This window comes from Actinopolymorpha rutila, assembly GCF_013407855.1.
GTDB lineage: Bacteria > Actinomycetota > Actinomycetes > Propionibacteriales > Actinopolymorphaceae > Actinopolymorpha > Actinopolymorpha rutila.
The window spans coordinates 5,724,839-5,743,680 of the sequence record NZ_JACBZH010000001.1 but is presented as its reverse complement, the minus strand read 5'-3'; the positions used below and the strand labels follow the sequence as shown (position 1 = coordinate 5,743,680).

Genomic DNA, 18,842 nt, shown 5'->3' with positions numbered 1-18,842 from the left:
GACCTGCCGGTCCTCTTCCGCCGCGCGCCCGTGTCCAGCGGTCCACTGTCGCCACTTGCGGTTCAGTCAAATGTAGGAGTGCAGCGAGTCGGGGGAGTTCAAGAGCCGATGTTCGGCGAATCAGACCCGCATCCGCCAGTCGGTAAGGATCGCGTAAACATACGCTGGCCCTCGCACAATTGAATCGATCTCGCTTGGCCCTGCTAGCGGCATGAGCTCATATGCTTTCCGAAACTGATTCTTATGGATTAGGTATTCGGTTCTGTTAGGAATCACGCTGGTCCCTTCGACGCGGTAGATGAACGGGAGACCAGTCTTTGTGTGGAACTCCTGTCCAGCGCTTGCTTCGATGCGTGTCCAGACTGCGTTAAAATCGCCCATTTCCTGCCTCCTGTGCCGGACGCCGATCCGTGATTCTAACGGCTGTTCTTTCGCCCATCGGAATATAGGATGCGGAAGCCGAGCTTCTGTGTAACTGCGCTCCAGTGGGGTGTGGTGAGCAGCTTCCTTTGCGTACCGTTAGCGAGATGCCCTAGGAACGCCACGTCGAAGGCGGCCGAGTCGAGCCAGTCGACGTCTTTGGTATAGCCACAAATGAGCTCTGCACCTGTTAATTTCAGGAAGTCTGTAAGCGACGCGTCGGAAGCGTTCATTACCGAGCAACTGCCGAAGTACAGTCGTCGGCCCCCGCATCTCCCCTCAAGGTGCTGGGCGATGTGATGGAGTGGAACGACGTTCCCGTTTGACAGTCGGAGCTTGCTAGATTCACCGTGCATAGCGAAGTAGCCCACTGCAAAGTCGCTATAGGCCCTCCGCGCCCAGCGCTCCAGGAAATGGTCTAACTCCGGGACGGTGGCGACGTCCTTGTGGATGAACTGTATGTAGCCGAGTCGCTCTAGTAGCTCAAGTGCGGGACGTACGGAGCTGGTGTCGGTCAGGTTCTCGTCCCATTGACCCTCGAGACAGAAGACTCCACGTGGCGTGGCCAAGGCATCTCCAGTGGTAGATCGCTAGGCGGCGGGCGAGCTCGACGCCGACGGGCGTGGAGCTGGAAGTGATGATCACTGAGGTTACGGGACCGAGGAGACGCTCGGACGGGACTTGTCGCAGTCGTCTGGGCGGTAGCTACGCAGTCGCGGTCCGAGGTGCGCGGCTGCTAACGCTCTTTGAGTAGTTCAACTGGTGCGCAGCAATCTCGTTGGCAAGGCCGGTTAGACCAGATGGCCGACGGTGGACAGTCTTGCGAGGTCGGCATCACCAAACGATCACGTTCGTGGTTGTCCACTGGCAGGTCCTTTACGCGCTGCTAAGGTGACCGCGCGAATGATCTTGGTCGCGGGTTCAACTACTGGCGGCCGGTGCTCGCGTGTCCAAGCCGTCGGGGAGGGGGGCGATGGACGTCGGACGCTGGGTTCAGTGCACGCCGTCGGAGTTTTCGTGGGAGCGCGCTGCGCTCGCGTACCTGCGCACGCTCCTGCCGGAGAAGGAGCCCTACCGCGCCTGGGCGAACGCCGAGTTCATCGGCACCGACGGGTCGGTCAACGAGATCGACCTGCTTCTCGTCACCCCACGGCGCCTCATCGTCCTCGAGGTCAAGTCGTGGGCGGGCATCCTCGTCGGTGACGCCGGCACCTGGCAGCAGACGCACCGTGCGCCGGTCGACAACCCGGTGATCGGGGCGACCCGCAAAGCCCGCAAGCTGAAGTCGCTGCTCGCGGCCCAGCCCGCGTTGCGCGGTAAGCGCGTTCCCTGGATCGAGGGAGCAGTCTTCCTCTCCGACGCCAGTCTCGACGTACGTCTGAAGTCCGAAGGTCTCGCTCACGTCTTCGGCCGCCAAGACCACGAAGGCCTGCCCAGCGTCCTTGCCCACATCACGGAGCCCGGCGACGACGTCGATGCCACGATGTCGACCGCGATCGCAAGAGCAGTAGACCAGGCAGGCATCCGCCAGTCGCAGCGCGGACGCAAGATCGGCAGCCTCCGCTTGGAGATGCCTGCAATGCAGGAAGGTCCCGGCTGGCAGGATTTCGTAGCCCGCCACGAGCGCTTCAAGGACGACCGACCTCGCCGCGTCCGGATCTACCTGGCCGGTGAGGCGGAGGCAGGTGACCGCCGCGCACAGCTCGTACGAGCGGCCGAGCGCGAGTACCGCGCGCTTCGGGGCATCGACTACAGCGGCATCGCCAGCCCGATCGACTTCGTCGAGCACGACCTCGGCCCGGCGCTGATCTTCCCGCACGACCCGAGCCTGGTACGCCTGGACCACTTCCTGCAGCAGGAGGACGCGAAGCTCGACCTGGACGCTCGCCTGTCCCTCATACGGACGCTCGCGGAGACCATCTCCTACGCGCACCGCCGAACGCTCGCCCACCGCGGCCTGAGCCCTCAATGCGTGTGGGTACGCCGCGACGGCGATGGCTTCCATCTTCAGGTGACCGACTGGCAGACCGCGACCAGGGGCTCGGAGTCGACCACGGGCGCTTCGGTGAGTTCGACGCAGACGTTCGCCGAGCTCGCCGAGGAGGGCGCGACCGCCTACTTCGCCCCTGAGTGGGCGTGGGGGAGCCAGAACGGCGTCCCGCTGGACGTGTTCGGAGTCGGCGCGATCGCTTACTTGCTGTTCGCCGGGCACCCGCCCGCTTCGTCGTTCGGCGCGCTGGCCCGTCGGCTGTTGTCGCAGGGTTGTCTGTCCCTGCGTGCGCAGGTCGACAACGTCAGCGACCGGCTGGACACCCTGGTCGCCAAGGCGACGATGGCCGATGCGGCCAAGCGGACGCAGGACATGGCCGCCTTCCTGCTCGACCTGGACACGCTGCGGGAGCAGCTGACAGAAGAGGCGGCAGAGCAGGTTGTGGCCGTCGATCCGCTCACCGCAGAAGCGGGAGCAGAGCTGGAGGACGGCTTCAAGGTCGTACGACGGCTCGGCCGCGGCTCCACCGCCCTGGCACTGTTGGTCGAGCGGGACGAGAAGGAAGCGGTCCTCAAGGTCTCACTCGACCCCCAGAAGGACACCCGTATCCGATCCGAGGCCGCGGCGCTCGCGCTCCTCGGCGAACACCCGGGCATCGTCCAGTTGCTGGATCCCGATCCGCTGCTTGTTGGCGGCCGGCTGGCAATCCTGCTCACTTTCGCCGGCAAGGGCACCCTGACGAGGGAGCTCCGCGAGCGCGGACGCCTGCAGCCGGAGTGGCTGCACGACTGGGGCAAGGATCTGCTCGCCACCGTCGACTACCTCGAACGCACCGGCGTCGCGCACCGCGACATCAAGCCCGACAACCTCGGCATCAGCGAGGTTGGCGGCAAGGGCAAGAAGCGGCGCCTGGTTCTGTTCGACTTCTCGCTGTCCAGGGAGCCGCTGGAGGCGGTCGAGGCCGGCACCCCGCCCTATCTCGATCCCTTCCTGGGGCGCGGGGACCGTCACCGCTGGGACACCGCAGCCGAGCGGTACGCCGCCGCGGTCACGCTGTACGAGATGGCCACCGCGCGACGGCCGACCTACGGCGCCGGTGGCGGGCATCCGGGCTACGGCGACGCGGATGTCACCATCGACCCGGAGCTGTTCGACCGTTCCTACGCCGTCGGCCTGGCGGACTTCTTCCGCCGCGCACTGCACCGCGACGCGCGCAAGAGGTTCGACACCGCCGAGGACATGCAGCGCGCCTGGGACGCGGTGTTCGCCAAGCCGGCCACGGTCGTGCCGGAGCAGCCGACAGCGCAGCGGGTCAGCCGCGAGACCCCGATCGGTGCCGTCGGCCTGTCGCCTCAGGTCCTCGCCGTTCTCGAACGTCTGAACGCCGCCGACGTGGGCGCCGCGCTCGATCTGCCGCCGGCGCAGCTCACCTGGCTGCCCGGCATCGGCACGAAGACGCGGGAACGCCTGCGCAAGGAGCTGAGCGACCTCGCCGACCAAGTCGCCGCCTCCACCCAGGAACGACCCACCGAACCCACCTTGCTGGACAAGGTGGCCGACGCGCTGGTCCCCGACTCCGCGGACAGAGCCGTAGCCGAAGCGCTGCTCGGCCTGGGGGAGGCCGGCGGCGCCGCCTGGGCGAGCACCCGTGACGCGTCCAAGGCACTCGGCCGAGACCAGCGCACCATGCGCCAGGCCGTCCAGCGGCTCGAGGACCACTGGGTCGGCCTCGACGGCATGCGCCTACTCCGCGACGTCGTGGTCGAGGTGGTCGAGTCCGTCGGCGGGGTCGCGTCTGCCGCGCACTGCGCCGCCAGGTTGCTGGACCGGCTGGGCAGCACAGTTGAGGAGCCGTTGCGATCGCGGCTCGCCGAGGCGCTGGTACGGGTGGCGATCGACGCCGAACTCGCCGACGAGCACCTGGACGGCGACCCGCGCCTGGTCTACAGCCGTCAGACGCACGGGATCCTGGTCGCCGCCGGTCCGCTGGAGGCCGGCGAGGGCCCGTCGACAGCGGAGCGGCTGGAGTGGGCCTCAGTCCTCGGTGAGGCCGCGGACACGATGGCGGCGGCGGACCCGCTGCCGGTACCCGCGCGGGTGGTCGAGACGCTGCGCGAGGTCCCCGCTCCCGATGGCACGGACTCCGCCTTGCTGGCGCCTGACCGTCTGGTCGAGGTGGCTGCGCTCGCCGCGGAGACCGCTGCCGTCACCCCGCGCCTGGAGATCTATCCGCGCGGGCTGGACGCCGGCCGCGCGGTGCGGCTCGCAGCGGGTGCGTTGTACGGGGTCAGCGAGCTGAGCCCGGGCGAGGTGGCCGAGCGGGTGATGGCGCGTTTCCCGTACGCCGCGCCGCTGCCGGGCCGACCCGAACTCGACGCGCTGCTGGAGTCCGCGGGCGTGCCGCTGGTCTGGAACGTCGAGCAGTCGAAGTACCTCGCCCGCAAACCCGAGGGCGTGGGGCTCACCTCGGTGTTCCTGACGACTGGCCGCTCGACTCCGCAGCGGGCATCGACCGGCGGCACGCTGTCAAAGGCGGACTGGCGCCGCGTCGAGAACGCCGTCATCGCAGCCGACGACCGGTTGGCGCGGTCGCTGGACGACGGCGGCTGGGTCGTTCTCCCCGTACGCCCGAGCCGGTTGGCCCGCGCGGAGGCTTGCCTGTCACACCAACAGGTGAACACCGTCGACGTCGAACGCGAGTTCCTCGCCGGCCTGCGCGAGTACTGCAAGGAACGCCGGGTGAAGTGGGACGTCGTGCTCGCCGCCGACGCAGCCGACCGCTCGTCGCGTGACTGGTCACGGCTGTCGAGTGTGGTGCAGGGCGGTGCGCTGCCCCGCGTGCGCGAGGCGATCCGGGAGGCAGGACCGTGCGTGCTGCTCACCCACGCCGGAGTGCTGATGAGGTACGACCCGAGCCTTCGCATCCTTGACGAACTCCGCGACGAGGTGTTCCGGGCGACGGCAGACTCCCCGGTGCGCACGGTCTGGCTGGTGGTGCCGGGGCCCGACGACTCGCCGCCGAAGTTGGACGGCGTGGCCGTGCCGGTGTTCGGGTCGCAGTGGATGCCGCTGCCGGAGGAGTGGATCAGCAAGCACGAGTCGGCACTTCGGGAGGGTGGAGCCGCATGATCGACGCGAGGCGACTGCTGATAGACCTGCAACGCCAGGTTCGGTCGATCGAGGCCGATCTCCTGCGTTTGGCCGAGTCCGACACCGGGGCAGCAGATCGGCTGGCCAAGCGGTACGAGGCGGCGGTCAAGGGCAACCGGACGGGCCTGCCGTTCGAGACCTGGCGGGGCCAGCAACTCACCCAGGTGGCGGCGGGCTGGGTGCTGGCTTGTGTGTTCGCGAGGTTCTGCGAGGACAACCGCCTGGTGGAGCAGGCGCTGCTGGCCGGACCGGGCGACCGGCTGGCGGAGGCGCGCGAGCGGCAGGACGCCTACTTCCGCGAGTACGGCTCGCATTCCGACCTCGATTACCTGCGCGCGGCGATCAACCGGCTGGAGGACACCGAGGTCACCCGAGCCCTGGTCGAGCGGCAGAACCCGTTGCACGTAATGGATCCTTCGCCGGACACGGCGACGGCTTTGCTGGACTTCTGGCGACGGATCGACCCCGAGACCGGCCTGCTCGTGCACGATTTCACCGACCCGTCACTGTCGACGCGGTTCCTCGGTGACCTGTACCAGGACCTGTCAGAGCAGGCCCGCAAGGACTATGCGCTGCTGCAGACGCCGGAGTTCGTGGAGGAATTCATCCTCGACCGGACACTCGACCCGGCGATCGAGGAGTTCGGGCTCGCCGACGTACGGCTGATCGACCCTGCCTGCGGATCTGGGCACTTCCTGCTGGGTGCGTTCGCCCGCTTGTTGCGGCGGTGGCAGCATCTGGAGCCGGGCGCGGACGTACGGGTACACGTCGAACGCGTGCTACGGCAGGTGAACGGCGTCGACATCAACCCGTACGCGGTGGCGATCGCGAGGTTCCGCCTGCTCGTCGCTGCGCTCACGGCCTGTGGGATCGATCGATTGAAGGATGCTCCGGCCTGGCGGTTGCGGGTCGCGATCGGTGACTCGTTGCTCTTCGGTACGCGGAACGGGCAGGCCGCGATTGCGGGCGTGACCGAGGCCGCGATGGCTGGGCAGTCTGGAGAGGGCGAGTTCGTCTACGAGTACGAGGATGCCGCCGAACTGGAGGAGATCCTCGGTGACCGCTACCACGCGGTGGTTGCGAACCCGCCTTACATCACCGTTAAGGACCCGCGACTTAACAAGCTCTACCGCCGGGTCTGGAGCGCCTGCGCAGGCCAGTACGCCCTGTCGGTGCCGTTCGCGCAAAGGCTATTTGACCTGGCAGTACCCGGAGGATTTACCGGGCAGATAACCTCTAATTCATTCATGAAGCGAGAGTTTGGCCGGAAGCTCATAGAGGGCTTCCTTCCAACCATTGACCTTACAGCGGTCGTCGATACCAGTGGTGCCTATATCCCTGGGCATAGCACCCCCACAGTCACACTGCTGGGCCGTAGCCGCCGGCCGGTCAGTGGGCAAGTAAGAGTGGTCTTTGGGGTTCAAGGTGAACCAAAGGCTCCCCGAGAGCCTGCGAAGGGGCACGTGTGGTCCTCGATCGTGAATAACGTCGATTTCCCTGGGACGCACACGGAATATGTCTCAGTGGATGACGTTAGCCGGAAGCTGATGTCTCGATATCCCTGGAGCCTTGCGGGGGGTGGAGCGCAAGACTTGGCTCTCCAAGTTACACAAGTTTGTCAATGTACCCTTGCGGACAAGGTGGCCGGGATAGGTTTCGCTGCAATCACGGGCGAAGATGACGCGTTCACTGCCCCGGCCACCTCGTTCGAGCGTAGATCTTTGAGCGATAGGCGGGCTTTCGGCCCGGGCGACGTGGTGCGCGACTACGCGGTTCGTCGTGGGGTGGATATTGTCTGGCCCTACGACAATGACCTGAGAACTCTACGGATCGACGCATCTCACCCAGTCTGGCGATGGCTATGGCCGCTGAGGCGTAACCTTCAACTGAGGCGGCGTTTTAGCGTTCCGGTCGAAGAGATCGACGGGTTCAAGTGGTTCGAGTATCGCGAGTTTTACCGTCACCGCTTTCTTACTCCACTCGCTATCTCCTTTGCATTTGTGGCGACGCATAACAATTTCGTTCTAGACCGTGGCGGAAAAGTTTTCAATCGTTCGGCGCCGGTAATCAAATTGCCAGAGGGGGCGAGCGAGGAAGATCACCTGTGCTTGCTCGGGATACTAAATTCATCGACGGCATGCTTCTGGCTGAAGCAGGTTAGTCATAGCAAAGGCAACGCTACGGCTTCGAGTGGTATACCTGACCAGCCTTGGTCATGGAATTGGGAGTTCACTGGCACGAAATTACAGGAATTTCCGGTGCCGGATGACGCTCCGCTGGCGCTTGCCGGCCGACTAGATTCCCTCGCCCGAGAGTTGCATGCCACGACTCCGATCGCGGTGGTTGAAAAGGGCGCGTTTGACCGTGAGACCCTAAATGCTGCGCAAAGTGAGTGGGCGCAGATCCGGGCGGAGATGATCTCGGCGCAGGAGGAGCTGGACTGGGAAGTCTACGGTCTCTACGGGGTGCTCGGCGACGACACCAACGCACTGGTCGGTAAGGACGTCACCAAGCCGCCGCTGCAGCTGGGCGAGCGGGCGTTCGAGATCGCGCTAGCGCGGAAGATGGCTGCAGGCGAGCTCGAGACTCAGTGGTTCGTCCGGCACGGCTCGACTCCCGTCACCGAACTCCCCGACCACTGGCCGGCGGACTACCGCGCGCTGGTGGAGCGGCGGCTGGAGAAGATCGCCGACGACCCGTACCTCCATTTGATTGAGCGTTCGGAGTGCAAGCGGCGCTGGGTAACACGCTCGTGGGAGGACATGGAGTCCGATGCGCTGCGTGGCTGGCTGCAGGACCGGCTGGAGGATCGGGCGCTGTGGTTCCGACCCGAGCCCACCGTGCGGAGCGCGGCGCAGCTTGCCGACGAGCTGCGTACCGATGATGACTTTTTATCCGTTGCTCAGCTGTACGCCCGCGACCAGGACCTGCTCGACGTGGTGCAGGACCTGGTGCGCGATCAGCACGTCCCGGGAACCTCCGCCTGGCGCTACACCGACTCCGGCCTGCGCATTCGCAAGGCCTGGGAGCAGACCTGGGACCTGCAGCGCCGCGAGGACGCGGGAGAGAACGTCGGCAAGATCGCGGTGCCGCCGAAGTACAAGCAGGGTGACTTCCGTTCCGTGTCGTACTGGCGTAACCGCGGCAAGCTCGACGTCCCCAAGGAGCGCTTCACGTCGTACCCGGAGGCGTCCCGCGACGGCACGCTGCTGCTCGGCTGGGCCGGGTTCGACCACCTGCAGCAGGCGCAGGCCCTGGTCGCCTACGTCACCGAACGCCAGGAGCTGGACGCGTGGGGCGCGGAGCAATTCGTCCCGCTCCTTGCCGCACTGGCCGAACTGCTGCCCTGGATCCGGCAGTGGCATCCCGACGTCGACCCGGAGTTCGGGCAGGCCCCGGCCGATGCCTACGACGGCTACCTCGACCAGGTGCTGCTCCAGCTCGGCCTGACCCGAGACGACCTCACCGCGTGGCGGCCACCGGCCCCGACCCGCGGCCGCCGACGCAAGACCACCTGAGGGGAACCGCCACCATGACGCTGATTTCCGAAGTCATCGAGGTCCCCGACGCTGTACACACTGGTGACTTCGTTCTGAAGCTCGCCGACAGCGTAGACGATGTTGACCGCGCCCTGACGAATTATGTAGTTACCCCTGAACTGGCCCAGCGCTTCGACGAGGCGCTGTCGCTGATTCGGTCCGCGGTGACGGAGCGCAGCAGCAAAGCTGCCTATCTCAACGGCTCGTTCGGTTCCGGTAAGAGCCACTTCATGGCCGTGCTACACGCGCTGCTGAACAACCACCCCACAGCGCGCGCCATCGAGGACCTCGCGCCGGTAGTGCACAAGTACGACAAGTTCATCGGTAGCAAGCGGTTCCTGATGGTGCCGTACCACCTGGTCGGCGGAGAGTCAGCGGAGGACGCGATCCTCGGGGGTTATCTCTCCTACGTGCGCACTGTGCACCCGGACGCCCCGCTGCCGGCAGTCCTTATCGACACGCCCCTGCTGGACAGCGCTCGAGCACTGCGCGAACGGCTCGGTGACGAGTCCTTCTTTGCCCTACTCGGCGACAAGGACGAGGGCTGGGGCGACGAAGCTGCCGACTGGGACGCCGAGCGCTTCGACGCGGCGCTGCGGATGGGACCGGAGCATCCGGAGAGGACGAACCTCGTCACCACGCTGCAGGACGTACTGCCGGGCTTCGCCGAACTCGCCCGCGGTGCGCGGTCGTCGTATGTCAACATCGACGACGGACTGGCGGCGATCAGCCAGCACGCCGCCCAGCTCGGCTACGACGGTCTGGTGTTGTTCCTGGACGAGTTGATCCTGTGGTTCGCGACCAGGATGGGCGATCACACCTGGGTCGCGCGCGAGGCGCCGAAGGTCGGCAAGCTGGTGGAAGCGGCCAATGCCAACCGGCCGGCGCCGATCATCAGCTTCATCGCCCGCCAGCGCGACCTGCGCGAACTCGTAGGCACCAACCTGCCCGGCACCGAGCACCTCGCCTTCGCGGACAGCCTGAAGTGGTGGGAGGGGCGATTCGGCACCATCCGTCTGTCCGACAACAACCTCCCGCTGATCGCGTCCCGGCGCCTCCTCAAGCCCCGAAGCGATTCGGGTCGCGGACAGATCGATGCTGCCTTCGCCTCGACCGAGCAGGTACGCCAGGACATCCGCTCGGCGTTGATGACGGAGAACGCGGGCCGCAACGAGTTCCGGCTGACGTACCCCTTCAGTCCGGCATTTGTGGAGACGCTCGTCGCGCTGTCTGGTGCGCTGCAGCGTGAGCGGACTTCGCTTCGGGTCATGTTGCAGATTCTCGTCGAGCAGCGGGACACCCTCCAGCTCGGGCAGCTCGTCCCGATCGCGGACCTGTTCGACGTGCTGGTAGCCGGCGACGACCCGCTCACCGGCGAGCTCGGCAACCTGTGGCGCAGCGCGCAGAAGGTCTACGGCGACCTGCGCCGGCTCATCCTGGAGGTCAACAAGGTCAGCGAGGACGACGTGCCGGATCTGCCGGCCACGCACGCGTTCCGCCGTGACGACCGGATCGCGAAGACCCTGGTGCTCGCCGCGCTGATGCCCGAGGTCGACTCGCTGCGCGACCTCACCGCGCGCAAGATCGTCGCCCTCAACCACGGCTACATCCGCTCGATGGTGCCTGGCCAGGAAGCCGGGATCGTGCTGGGTGCCGTACGCCAGTGGGCCGCGCGGCTGGGCACGGTGCAGATCACCGGCGACGAGACGAACCCGCTGATCTCCGTACGCCTCGAAGGCGTCGACATCGAGGGCATCCTCGACAACGCCAAGTCCGCCGACTCCTCCGGCGCGCGGCGTCAGGTCGTACGCCTCCTGCTGTTCGACATGCTCGGCACCCGGGAAAGCCTCGGCATCGACGGCGTCACCGTCACCTCCACCATCTGGCGCGGCACCCGGCGTACCGTCGAACTCCTCTACGGCAACGTCCGTGACCCCGCGGACCTCGGCGACAGCGCGTTCCAGCCCAGCCACGACGGCTGGCGGTCGGTCCTGGACTACCCCTTCGACGAGGAGGGGCACTCCCCGGTCGAGGACCTCGAACGCATTCGCACCCTCCGCGACCGCCGGCCCGCGCACACCGTGTGCTGGGTGCCGCGGCACCTCACTTCCCAGGCGGTCAGTGACCTGGGTCGTTACGTGCGGCTGCAGTATGCGCTGGGCGCGAGCTTCGACCAGCTGGCCGGGCACCTGTCCGACAACGACCGGGCGGTCGCGCGGCAGCAGATGGTCGCCCAGCGGGACCAGCTGCGGAGCCGGCTGGAGAACGCGCTTCTGCAGGCGTACGGCGTGGGCACTCCCGACGAGACGCTGGTCGACACCGCGCATGGCGGGATCGACATGTTCGCCAGCCTCGATCCCAGCTTCGAGCCGAAGGTGCCGGCTGGGGCGACCCTGCGGCAGGCGTATGAGAACCTGCTGGACCAGATGCTCACCTCGGACTTCCCGGCTCATCCGTTGTTCGGGACGGGCGAGGTGCGGACGGCGGACCTGCGCAAGGTGCACGCCCAGGTGCGCCGGGCGATCGAGGACCCCGGTCACCGCATCATGGTCGAGTCCGGCGAACGCGGCGTGATGAGCCGGATCGCGATGCCGCTCCGGCTCGGCGAACAACACGCGCAGCATTTCGTGCTCGGCCACCACTGGGTGCAGCACCTCAACCGGAAGATCTCCGACGCCGGGCTGGGCGGGAAGCCGGTGAGCGTCGGCCAGTTGCGCGCGTGGCTGGACGAGCCGAAGCGGATGGGACTCCCGCAGGAGGTCGCGGACCTGGTGCTGCTGGTGTTCGCCGAGCAGACCAACCGCAGCATCGTCAGCCGTAGTCGTCCGCCGATCGACGTGGGAACGCTGCAGACGCTGCCGGCCGACGCCGAACTCGTCGAGCAGAAGCTCCCCGGCGAGGAAGCGTGGCGGGAGGCCCGTGAACGGGCGCAGGCGATCTTCGGGATCGGCGACGTCACGGAACTGCTGACCGCCCGCAACGTCAGCGTGCTCGCCGAGCGGGTGCGATCCAAGGTCGCGTCGTACCGAAGTGCGGCCGAGCAACTGGTCGACGCGCTCGCGGAGAGAGGGCCGACCGTGCTGCGCGGGGTCGACCCGACGTCGACCGAGCGGTACCAGATCGCCGATGGTGCGAGCCGGCTGTGCGAGGAGCTGGGAGCGGCGACCGGGGACGTGACGTTGGTCGATCGACTCGCTGGCATCGCGTTGCCTACTGCCGGACTGCATGTCGGGCGGAGCCTGGCGACCGCTGCCGAACTGCTCAGTGCCATCCGCCGGGTGGACTGGAACATCCTGGCCACCGTGGCGAGCTGGGGGACAGACCACCCGCTCGGGCTGCGAGCCGCCGGCATCGTCGATGACCTGGCGCAGGTGTGGGCGGCGAACGAGTTCACCAAGCACCTGCAGCCGGCGCTAGGGTCTGCAGATGCCGGAGCGCGCCAGCTCGTCCTGGAGGCGACGCGGAAGCCGGAGCCCACGCCCGACGGTCCTCGTCCGCCGTCGGACCCAGAGTTGCCACCGTGGCGGCGGGACGAAACATCGCACGGGGAGGCGCTCGTCGCCAACACCGCAGACATACGGGGCGTCGTCGCCACGATCGAGGATCTTGTACGAAAGCACCGGCGGGTACGGATCACCTGGGAGGTGGAGTGAGCCTCCTCGCCACACCGGCCCTGGTGCGCTCCAAGGTCGTCGACGTCCTCAAGGCGGACAGTACGGCTCGCGTGGTCGCGTTGCTCGCCAGCCCGTCGTGGAGCCACGACGAGCGGGTGGAGCTGTCCGGCGGGCGGGGCATCGTCGTACGCCCGTGCGTCTCCACTCTGGCCATCCGGGACGCTCTGGACCAGCTGGAGGAGCTGCCGGAGTCCGATCTGCTCGTACTCCTCACCGACCAGGAGAGCGCCGAGCTCGGCGACAGCATCCGCGCCCGGATTGCCGGGCAGCGGGTGCTGCCGCTCGACCGGTGGTACCAGCTGACCAGCCTGTTCCGCTGCCGTGAGATCGCCCCGGAACTCACCCGGATGACCTGGGCCGTGGACGCCCTGCTGAAGTACGCGCCAAGCGAGGGATACGAGCCCGTACGAAGCGGCTACCTGGACAAGGAGACCGCCCTCTCGGAGCTGTGCCACCGCCTGGCAGGTCTGGGCCGGGCCGACCTGGACCTCGCCGCCCTGCTGCAGTGGACGCTCGATCCCGCGCACATCGACAGGTGGCGGGCGGTCGAGAAACCAGTGCGAGCCGGCCTGTCGGAGTGGCTGGTCGGGCGCAGCCGGGACGGCCGGGTCATCGACGCAGTGGTGCGCTGCATGTCCGGTGAGCACGGCGAGGACACCGTGGCGGTGGGCCTCGTCCTGTCCGCGCTGACGCAGCCGCGTGTGCTGAACGATGGCAAGGTTCCCCGCACGATGCTGGAGACCCGCACCGCCGGGGGAGCGCTGGCCGACGAGGTGGCCCGTGAATGGGGCAAGGCAGCCGACGCGCTTGTCCAGCGGCGGTTGACAGCGGGTGGCCGGGCCGGAGTGGGCAAGGTGACTCACCAGGCCGAGGAGATCCTCGCCGAGCAGAACGCCACAGGACTGGCGTACGCGAGTGTCATTCTCGAGGTCGGGCTGGGCCAGCGCATCGGCCGGCTGGGAGCCGAGATCGCCCGGCTGCTTCGTAAGCGATCGCTCTCGCCCGCGCACCTGGGGCCGATGGAAGGAGCGCTCGGCGACGTTCTCTCCCACGCACTGGTGGGCGATCACGCCGAACGGTGCCGGCGGGCGGCCATGGCCGCCCGGCTGGTGCGCTGGGTCGTCTTGCAGCGAAGCGCTCCGCCCAAGCTTGCGCCCGATCTGGCCGAGGCAGCGCGCCGCCAGCAGAGCGGCGATGCCTGGGTAGACGTGGCGAGGGCCCGGGTGTGGGAGGGCGACGTCGACCAGACCGTCGCCGACGCGTATGCCGCGCTGTGTGAGGTTGTCGACGGGATCCGAGCGGAGCACGAGGAACGCTTCGCTCGCCTCCTTGCCGATCACGTACGTACCGGCTCGACGCTGACGGACCTGCTGCCGGTCGAGGACGTCCTGACCGACGTCCTACTTCCGCTGGCCGAGCAGCAACGTGTGCTGTTGCTCGTGCTGGACGGCCTGTCCACCGGTGTGGCGCGCGAGCTCGTGGAGGACCTGTCCACCCGTGGATGGTCCGAGCACACGTTGACGCCCGAGCGTCCGGTCATCTCGGTGTTGCCGTCCATCACTCGCGTCTCCCGGACGAGCCTGCTGACCGGCCGTCTCATCGACGGATCGGCTGCTACCGAGCGGGCCGCGTTCGGTGAGCGGGGATGGCCGCTGTTCCACAAGAGCAACCTGACAGCGGCGAAGGCCGGCAGCGCCCTGTCGACCGAAGTACGCGAGGCCATCAGCGGCACCGCGAAGGTGGTGGGCGCGGTAGTCAACACGGTGGACGACACGCTCGACAAGGGTGGCCGTACGCCGTGGACCGCCGACTCCGTGGACCGTTTCGTGGAGTTGCTCACCGCGGGCCACGACGCCGACCGGGTTGTTCTGCTGGTCAGTGACCACGGCCATGTCCACGAACGCGGGTCCCGGCTGGAGTCCGACAGCAGCGGGGGAGCGCGGTTCCGTACGTCCACGCGTCCAGTCGAGGTTGACGAAGTGGAACTGGCCGGGTCGCGGGTGCTGCTCGGTGGCGGCCGGGTGGTCGCGCCGTGGAACGAGAAGCTGCGCTATGCCAAACAGCGCAACGGCTACCACGGAGGTGCGAGCGCCCAGGAGGTCGTTATTCCGCTTGCGCTGCTGGCGCGTACGGGCCTGGACCTGCCTGGTTGGCGCGTACGGCATCATCCGCAGCCCGACTGGTGGGTGGGCACGGCGACCGGGGTGGAAGCGGCGCCGGCGGTAGAGCGTGCGCCGTCGAAGCGGAAGAACGGCCGCCGCGGGGCCTCGGTCCCCACTCCCGCTTCGGCACCTGCCGAGGATGCGCTCTTCGGCGCCGAGGAGGTGGCAGCCGAGAACTGGATCACCCGGGTGCTCGCCAGCGGCGCGGTCACAGCGCAGCTGCAGCGGGTCCGGCGCGGTGGCATGCCGGCCGACCGCCTCGAAGTGTTGCTGCGTGCCCTTGACGACCACGGCGGCGCGGCCACGCGTGCCGTGGTAGCGCGGGCCCTGGACATCCCGGAGGGGCGGGTGGCCAACCAGGTCGCGGCCGCGCAGCGGGTTGTCAACTTGGACGGTTACGAGGTACTCACAATCGAGGGTGACACCGTACGACTCAATGCGGCCCTTCTCAGGACGCAGGCAGGAGAGGCGTGAGCATCAGCGAGCAGCGCCGGCGCGAGGTGGTCGACGCGCTGCGCCGTGGGACGGTCCCGCAACAGGGGCTTGACGTCCTGGCGGTCGGGTTGGGGCGCTTCGAGTCAGCAGTGGGTGAAGAGCTCGGCCGTATCGCTTCCGGGCAGGCTGTTTTCAAGGCAGTGCGCGGCGAGTACGGCGCGGGCAAGACGTTCTTCAGCCGCTGGCTCGCCGAACGCGCCAAGCGCGCCGGGCTCGCCACCACCGAGGTGCAGATCTCGGAGAACGAGACCCCGCTGCACCGGCTGGAGACCGTCTACCGGCGGCTCACCGAGCACCTGGCCACCGCCGAGTTCACCCCGAGCGCGCTGCGCCCGATCATCGACTCGTGGTTCTTCGCGCTCGAAGAGGACGTTCTCGCCGAAGGTCAGGTGGACGAGGACGAGCTGGAGCGACGCGTCGGGGAGCTGCTGGAACAGCGGCTGGCCGCGGTCAGCCGGGTCGCTCCGTCGTTCGCCGCCGCACTGCGCGCCTACCGGCGGGCGAGTGTCGCGGGCGACGTGGCGGTGGCCGAGGGGCTGATGGCCTGGCTGGGCGGGCAGCCGCACGTGGGCGCGTCGGTCAAGCGGGTTGCCGGGATACGGGGCGACCTGGACCATGACGGCGCGCTCGGGTTCCTGCAGGGACTGCTCGCAGTCTTGCGCGACAGCGGGCACGCAGGGCTGCTCGTCGTCCTGGACGAGGTGGAGACGCTCCAGCGGGTCCGTTCCGACGTACGCGACAAGGCTTTGAACGCGCTGCGGCAGCTGGTCGACGACGTGGACTCCGGGCGCTTTCCCGGGCTGATGTTGGTGATCACCGGTACACCGGCGTTCTTCGACGGGCCGCAGGGGATGCAACGGCTCGCTCCGCTCGCCCAGCGGCTACACGTGGACTTCTCCACCGAGCCGACGTTCGACAATCCCCGGGCGGTGCAGATCCGGCTACCGGGCTTTGACAAAGACTCCTTGCTCGAACTCGGGTCTCGGGTACGGGGTTTGTACGTGCAGGAATCGTCGCACCGCGACCGGCTCACTGATCTGATCGACGATGCCTATATCGCCGACCTGGCCAGGGCTGTTGCCGGCCACTTCGGCGACAAGGTGGGCGTGGCGCCCCGGATCTTCGTCAAGAAGCTGGTCGACGTGCTGGATCGCGTGGACCAGCATGTTTCGTTCGACCCCCGGCGGGACTACTCGGTGCGGGTCTCCGGCCAGGAGCTCACCGACGCCGAGCGGGCGACCATGCCGACACCTCCGCCACTGGCTTCCGCAGAGTCCGTCGACGAGATCGACCTGAGGCTGTGAGCGGTTTCGACGACCTGCACCCGGCCGTTCAGTACCACGTCGTGAACAGCCTGGGATGGTCGTCGCTGCGGCCGTTGCAGGAGGCCGCGGTGTCGCCGGTCCTCTCGGGTGATGACGCGTTGCTACTTGCCCCTACCGCCGGTGGGAAGACGGAGGCGGCGATGTTGCCGCTGCTGTCCCGGATGGCCGCCGGCGGTTGGCGGGGCTTGAGCGTTCTGTACGTATGCCCGCTGCGCGCACTGGTCAACGACCTCGAACCCCGTCTCTCGGCCATGACCGCCTGGCTCGGCCGTCGCGCCGCGGTGTGGCATGGGGATGTGCCGGACTCGGTTCGGCAGCGGATCGCCAAGGACCCGCCCGATGTTCTCCTGACCACGCCGGAGTCGCTGGAAGCGATGCTGATGTCTGCTCGGGTGGATCACCAGTGGCTGTTCGGCGACCTGCGGACGATCGTTGTCGACGAGCTTCATGCGTTCGGTGGCGACGACCGCGGCTGGCACCTGCTCGGGGTCCTATCCCGGCTCACCCGCCTCGCCGGAAGGCCCGTGCAACGCGTCGGACTGTCGGCGACGGTCGGCAACCCTGAGGCGCTGCTGGACTGGTTCGTGGAGGACTCGCGGGCGGTCCGGCGGGTGGTGAACCCGCCTGTTGTTGGGCTTGATGCTGTGCCGGAGGTGGAGCTGGACTACGTGGGCTCGGTGCAGAACGCGGCCCACGTGATCGCCCGCCTGCACCAGGGTGAGAAGCGGCTGGTGTTCTGCGATTCCAGGACGCAGGTCGAGGACCTGGCGGTCGCCCTTCGACGCAACGGCGTGCAGACGTTCGTCTCGCACTCGTCGCTGTCCGCGGCGGAGCGGCGGCAGTCCGAGGCGGGGTTCGCTGCTGCGTCCAACTGCGTCATCGTCGCCACGTCGACGCTCGAGCTCGGGGTGGACATCGGTGACCTCGATCGCGTGATCCAGATCGACGCGCCGTCGACCGTCGCGGCTTTTCTTCAGCGGATGGGGCGTACTGGGCGGCGACCCGGCACGACGCGGAACATGCTCTTCCTCACTACCCGCCAGGAATCGCTGTGGCAGGCTGCGTCGATCCTGTTGCTGTGGGACCGCGGCTACGTGGAGCCGGTGCGCGCACCCGTCCTCCCGCTGCACATCGTGGCGCAGCAGATCCTCGGGTTGATGCTTCAGGAGCGCCAGGTCGTTCAGCACGACCTGTGGGAGTGGCTTGACGGGCTGGCGGTCGTACCGGGTGCTGACAAGGTGCTTGCCCATCTCGTCGCCGAAGGCTTCGTGGTCGACGACGGCGGCCTGTTGTCGATCGGCCCGAAGGCGGAGCAGGAGTACGGGCGGCGGCACTTCCTGGAGCTGACGTCCGCCTTCACCAGCGAGCCGCTGCTCCAGGTGCTGTTCGGCCGGCAGGTCCTGGGATCGCTGTCCGCGCTATCCCTGGTAGCGCGACCCGAGGGCGGACCACGGTTGGTGCTGCTCGGCGGACGCTCGTGGCTCGTGAAGCACGTCGACTGGCGAAGGTGGCGGGTCTTCGTGGAGGCGACCGGTCTGCGTGGCCGTTCACGATGGAATGGGGGAGGGCGGACGATGTCCCACGAGCTGGCCCGGGCGCACCACGATGTCGCTGCCGGTTCCTCGCCTGGCGGGGTCCACCTTTCCCGCCGAGCGCAGGACGCCCTTGTCGACCTGCGCGAAGACCACGCCTTCGTGAGCCCCGGCGACCGGACGTACGTGGTCAGCGATGCGTCCCGGGCCGTGCAGTGGTGGACCTTCGCCGGCTTCACCGCCAACTCGGCGCTTACTCAAGGCCTGGGCGACTTGCTGGACGGCACGGCGTCGGTCGGGGACCTAAGGCTGAGGCTCAAGCCGTACGTGCGGGCCGCCGACCTCCGAGCTGCCTTGGACGAGCGACGTGAAGCCCTCCTCGACGCCCGCCCCAACGTCGACGACGCAGCCCTCGACGGCCTGAAGTTCTCGTCCGCGGTCCCAACTCAGTTAGGGCAAGACACGCTGAGTGAGCGATTGCAGGACCAATTCGGTTTGCAGCACGCGCTTGGAAGCGTGCTCCGAGAAGTTCAGCCTTAACTACTAGGGGTGCCA

Annotated in this window: 7 protein-coding genes; 6 read left to right on the top strand and 1 reads right to left on the bottom strand. The window is 67.6% G+C overall.

Annotation, left to right across the window (positions count from 1 at the left end):
- Positions 1-416: 416 nt before the first annotated feature.
- The gene (locus F4554_RS25545) at positions 417-989 is read right to left on the bottom strand and encodes a DUF6642 family protein (RefSeq protein ID WP_179789937.1); all 573 of its coding nucleotides are present in this window, start codon (positions 987-989) and stop codon (positions 417-419) included.
- A gap of 404 nt (positions 990-1,393) precedes the next feature.
- Between F4554_RS25545 and pglW the strand changes: the two genes are divergently transcribed.
- From pglW to F4554_RS25515, 6 genes are read left to right on the top strand one after another with little or no spacing between them, the layout of a single operon-like run.
- Positions 1,394-5,539 (top strand): BREX system serine/threonine kinase PglW, encoded by a 4,146-nt coding sequence (gene pglW / locus F4554_RS25540; protein ID WP_179789936.1) that lies wholly within the window; start codon positions 1,394-1,396, stop codon positions 5,537-5,539.
- Positions 5,536-9,078: a BREX-2 system adenine-specific DNA-methyltransferase PglX gene (gene pglX / locus F4554_RS25535; RefSeq protein WP_179789935.1), complete on the top strand. Its 3,543-nt coding sequence runs from the start codon at positions 5,536-5,538 to the stop codon at positions 9,076-9,078. The genes pglW and pglX overlap by 4 nt, the downstream gene beginning before the upstream one ends.
- Before the next feature lie 14 nt (positions 9,079-9,092).
- A complete protein-coding gene (locus F4554_RS25530; protein WP_179789934.1) occupies positions 9,093-12,752 on the top strand; it encodes a DUF6079 family protein in 3,660 nt (1,219 codons plus the stop codon).
- Positions 12,749-15,409 (top strand): BREX-2 system phosphatase PglZ, encoded by a 2,661-nt coding sequence (gene pglZ / locus F4554_RS25525; RefSeq protein ID WP_179789933.1) that lies wholly within the window; start codon positions 12,749-12,751, stop codon positions 15,407-15,409. Before F4554_RS25530 ends, pglZ begins: the two co-directional genes overlap by 4 nt.
- Complete coding sequence (gene brxD, locus F4554_RS25520; protein ID WP_179789932.1) at positions 15,406-16,734, top strand: BREX system ATP-binding protein BrxD; 1,329 nt, start codon at positions 15,406-15,408, stop codon at positions 16,732-16,734. The genes pglZ and brxD overlap by 4 nt, the downstream gene beginning before the upstream one ends.
- On the top strand, positions 16,731-18,827 hold the full coding sequence (locus F4554_RS25515) for a DEAD/DEAH box helicase (protein ID WP_179789931.1): 2,097 nt from the start codon (positions 16,731-16,733) through the stop codon (positions 18,825-18,827). The genes brxD and F4554_RS25515 overlap by 4 nt, the downstream gene beginning before the upstream one ends.
- The last annotated feature ends 15 nt before the right edge of the window (positions 18,828-18,842 follow it).

Coding starts and splice junctions, on each gene's coding strand:
- pglX (WP_179789935.1), top strand. CDS start 5,536: ATGATCGACGCGAGGCGACTGCTGATAGACCTGCAACGCCAGGTTCGG.
- F4554_RS25530 (WP_179789934.1), top strand. CDS start 9,093: ATGACGCTGATTTCCGAAGTCATCGAGGTCCCCGACGCTGTACACACT.
- pglW (WP_179789936.1), top strand. CDS start 1,394: ATGGACGTCGGACGCTGGGTTCAGTGCACGCCGTCGGAGTTTTCGTGG.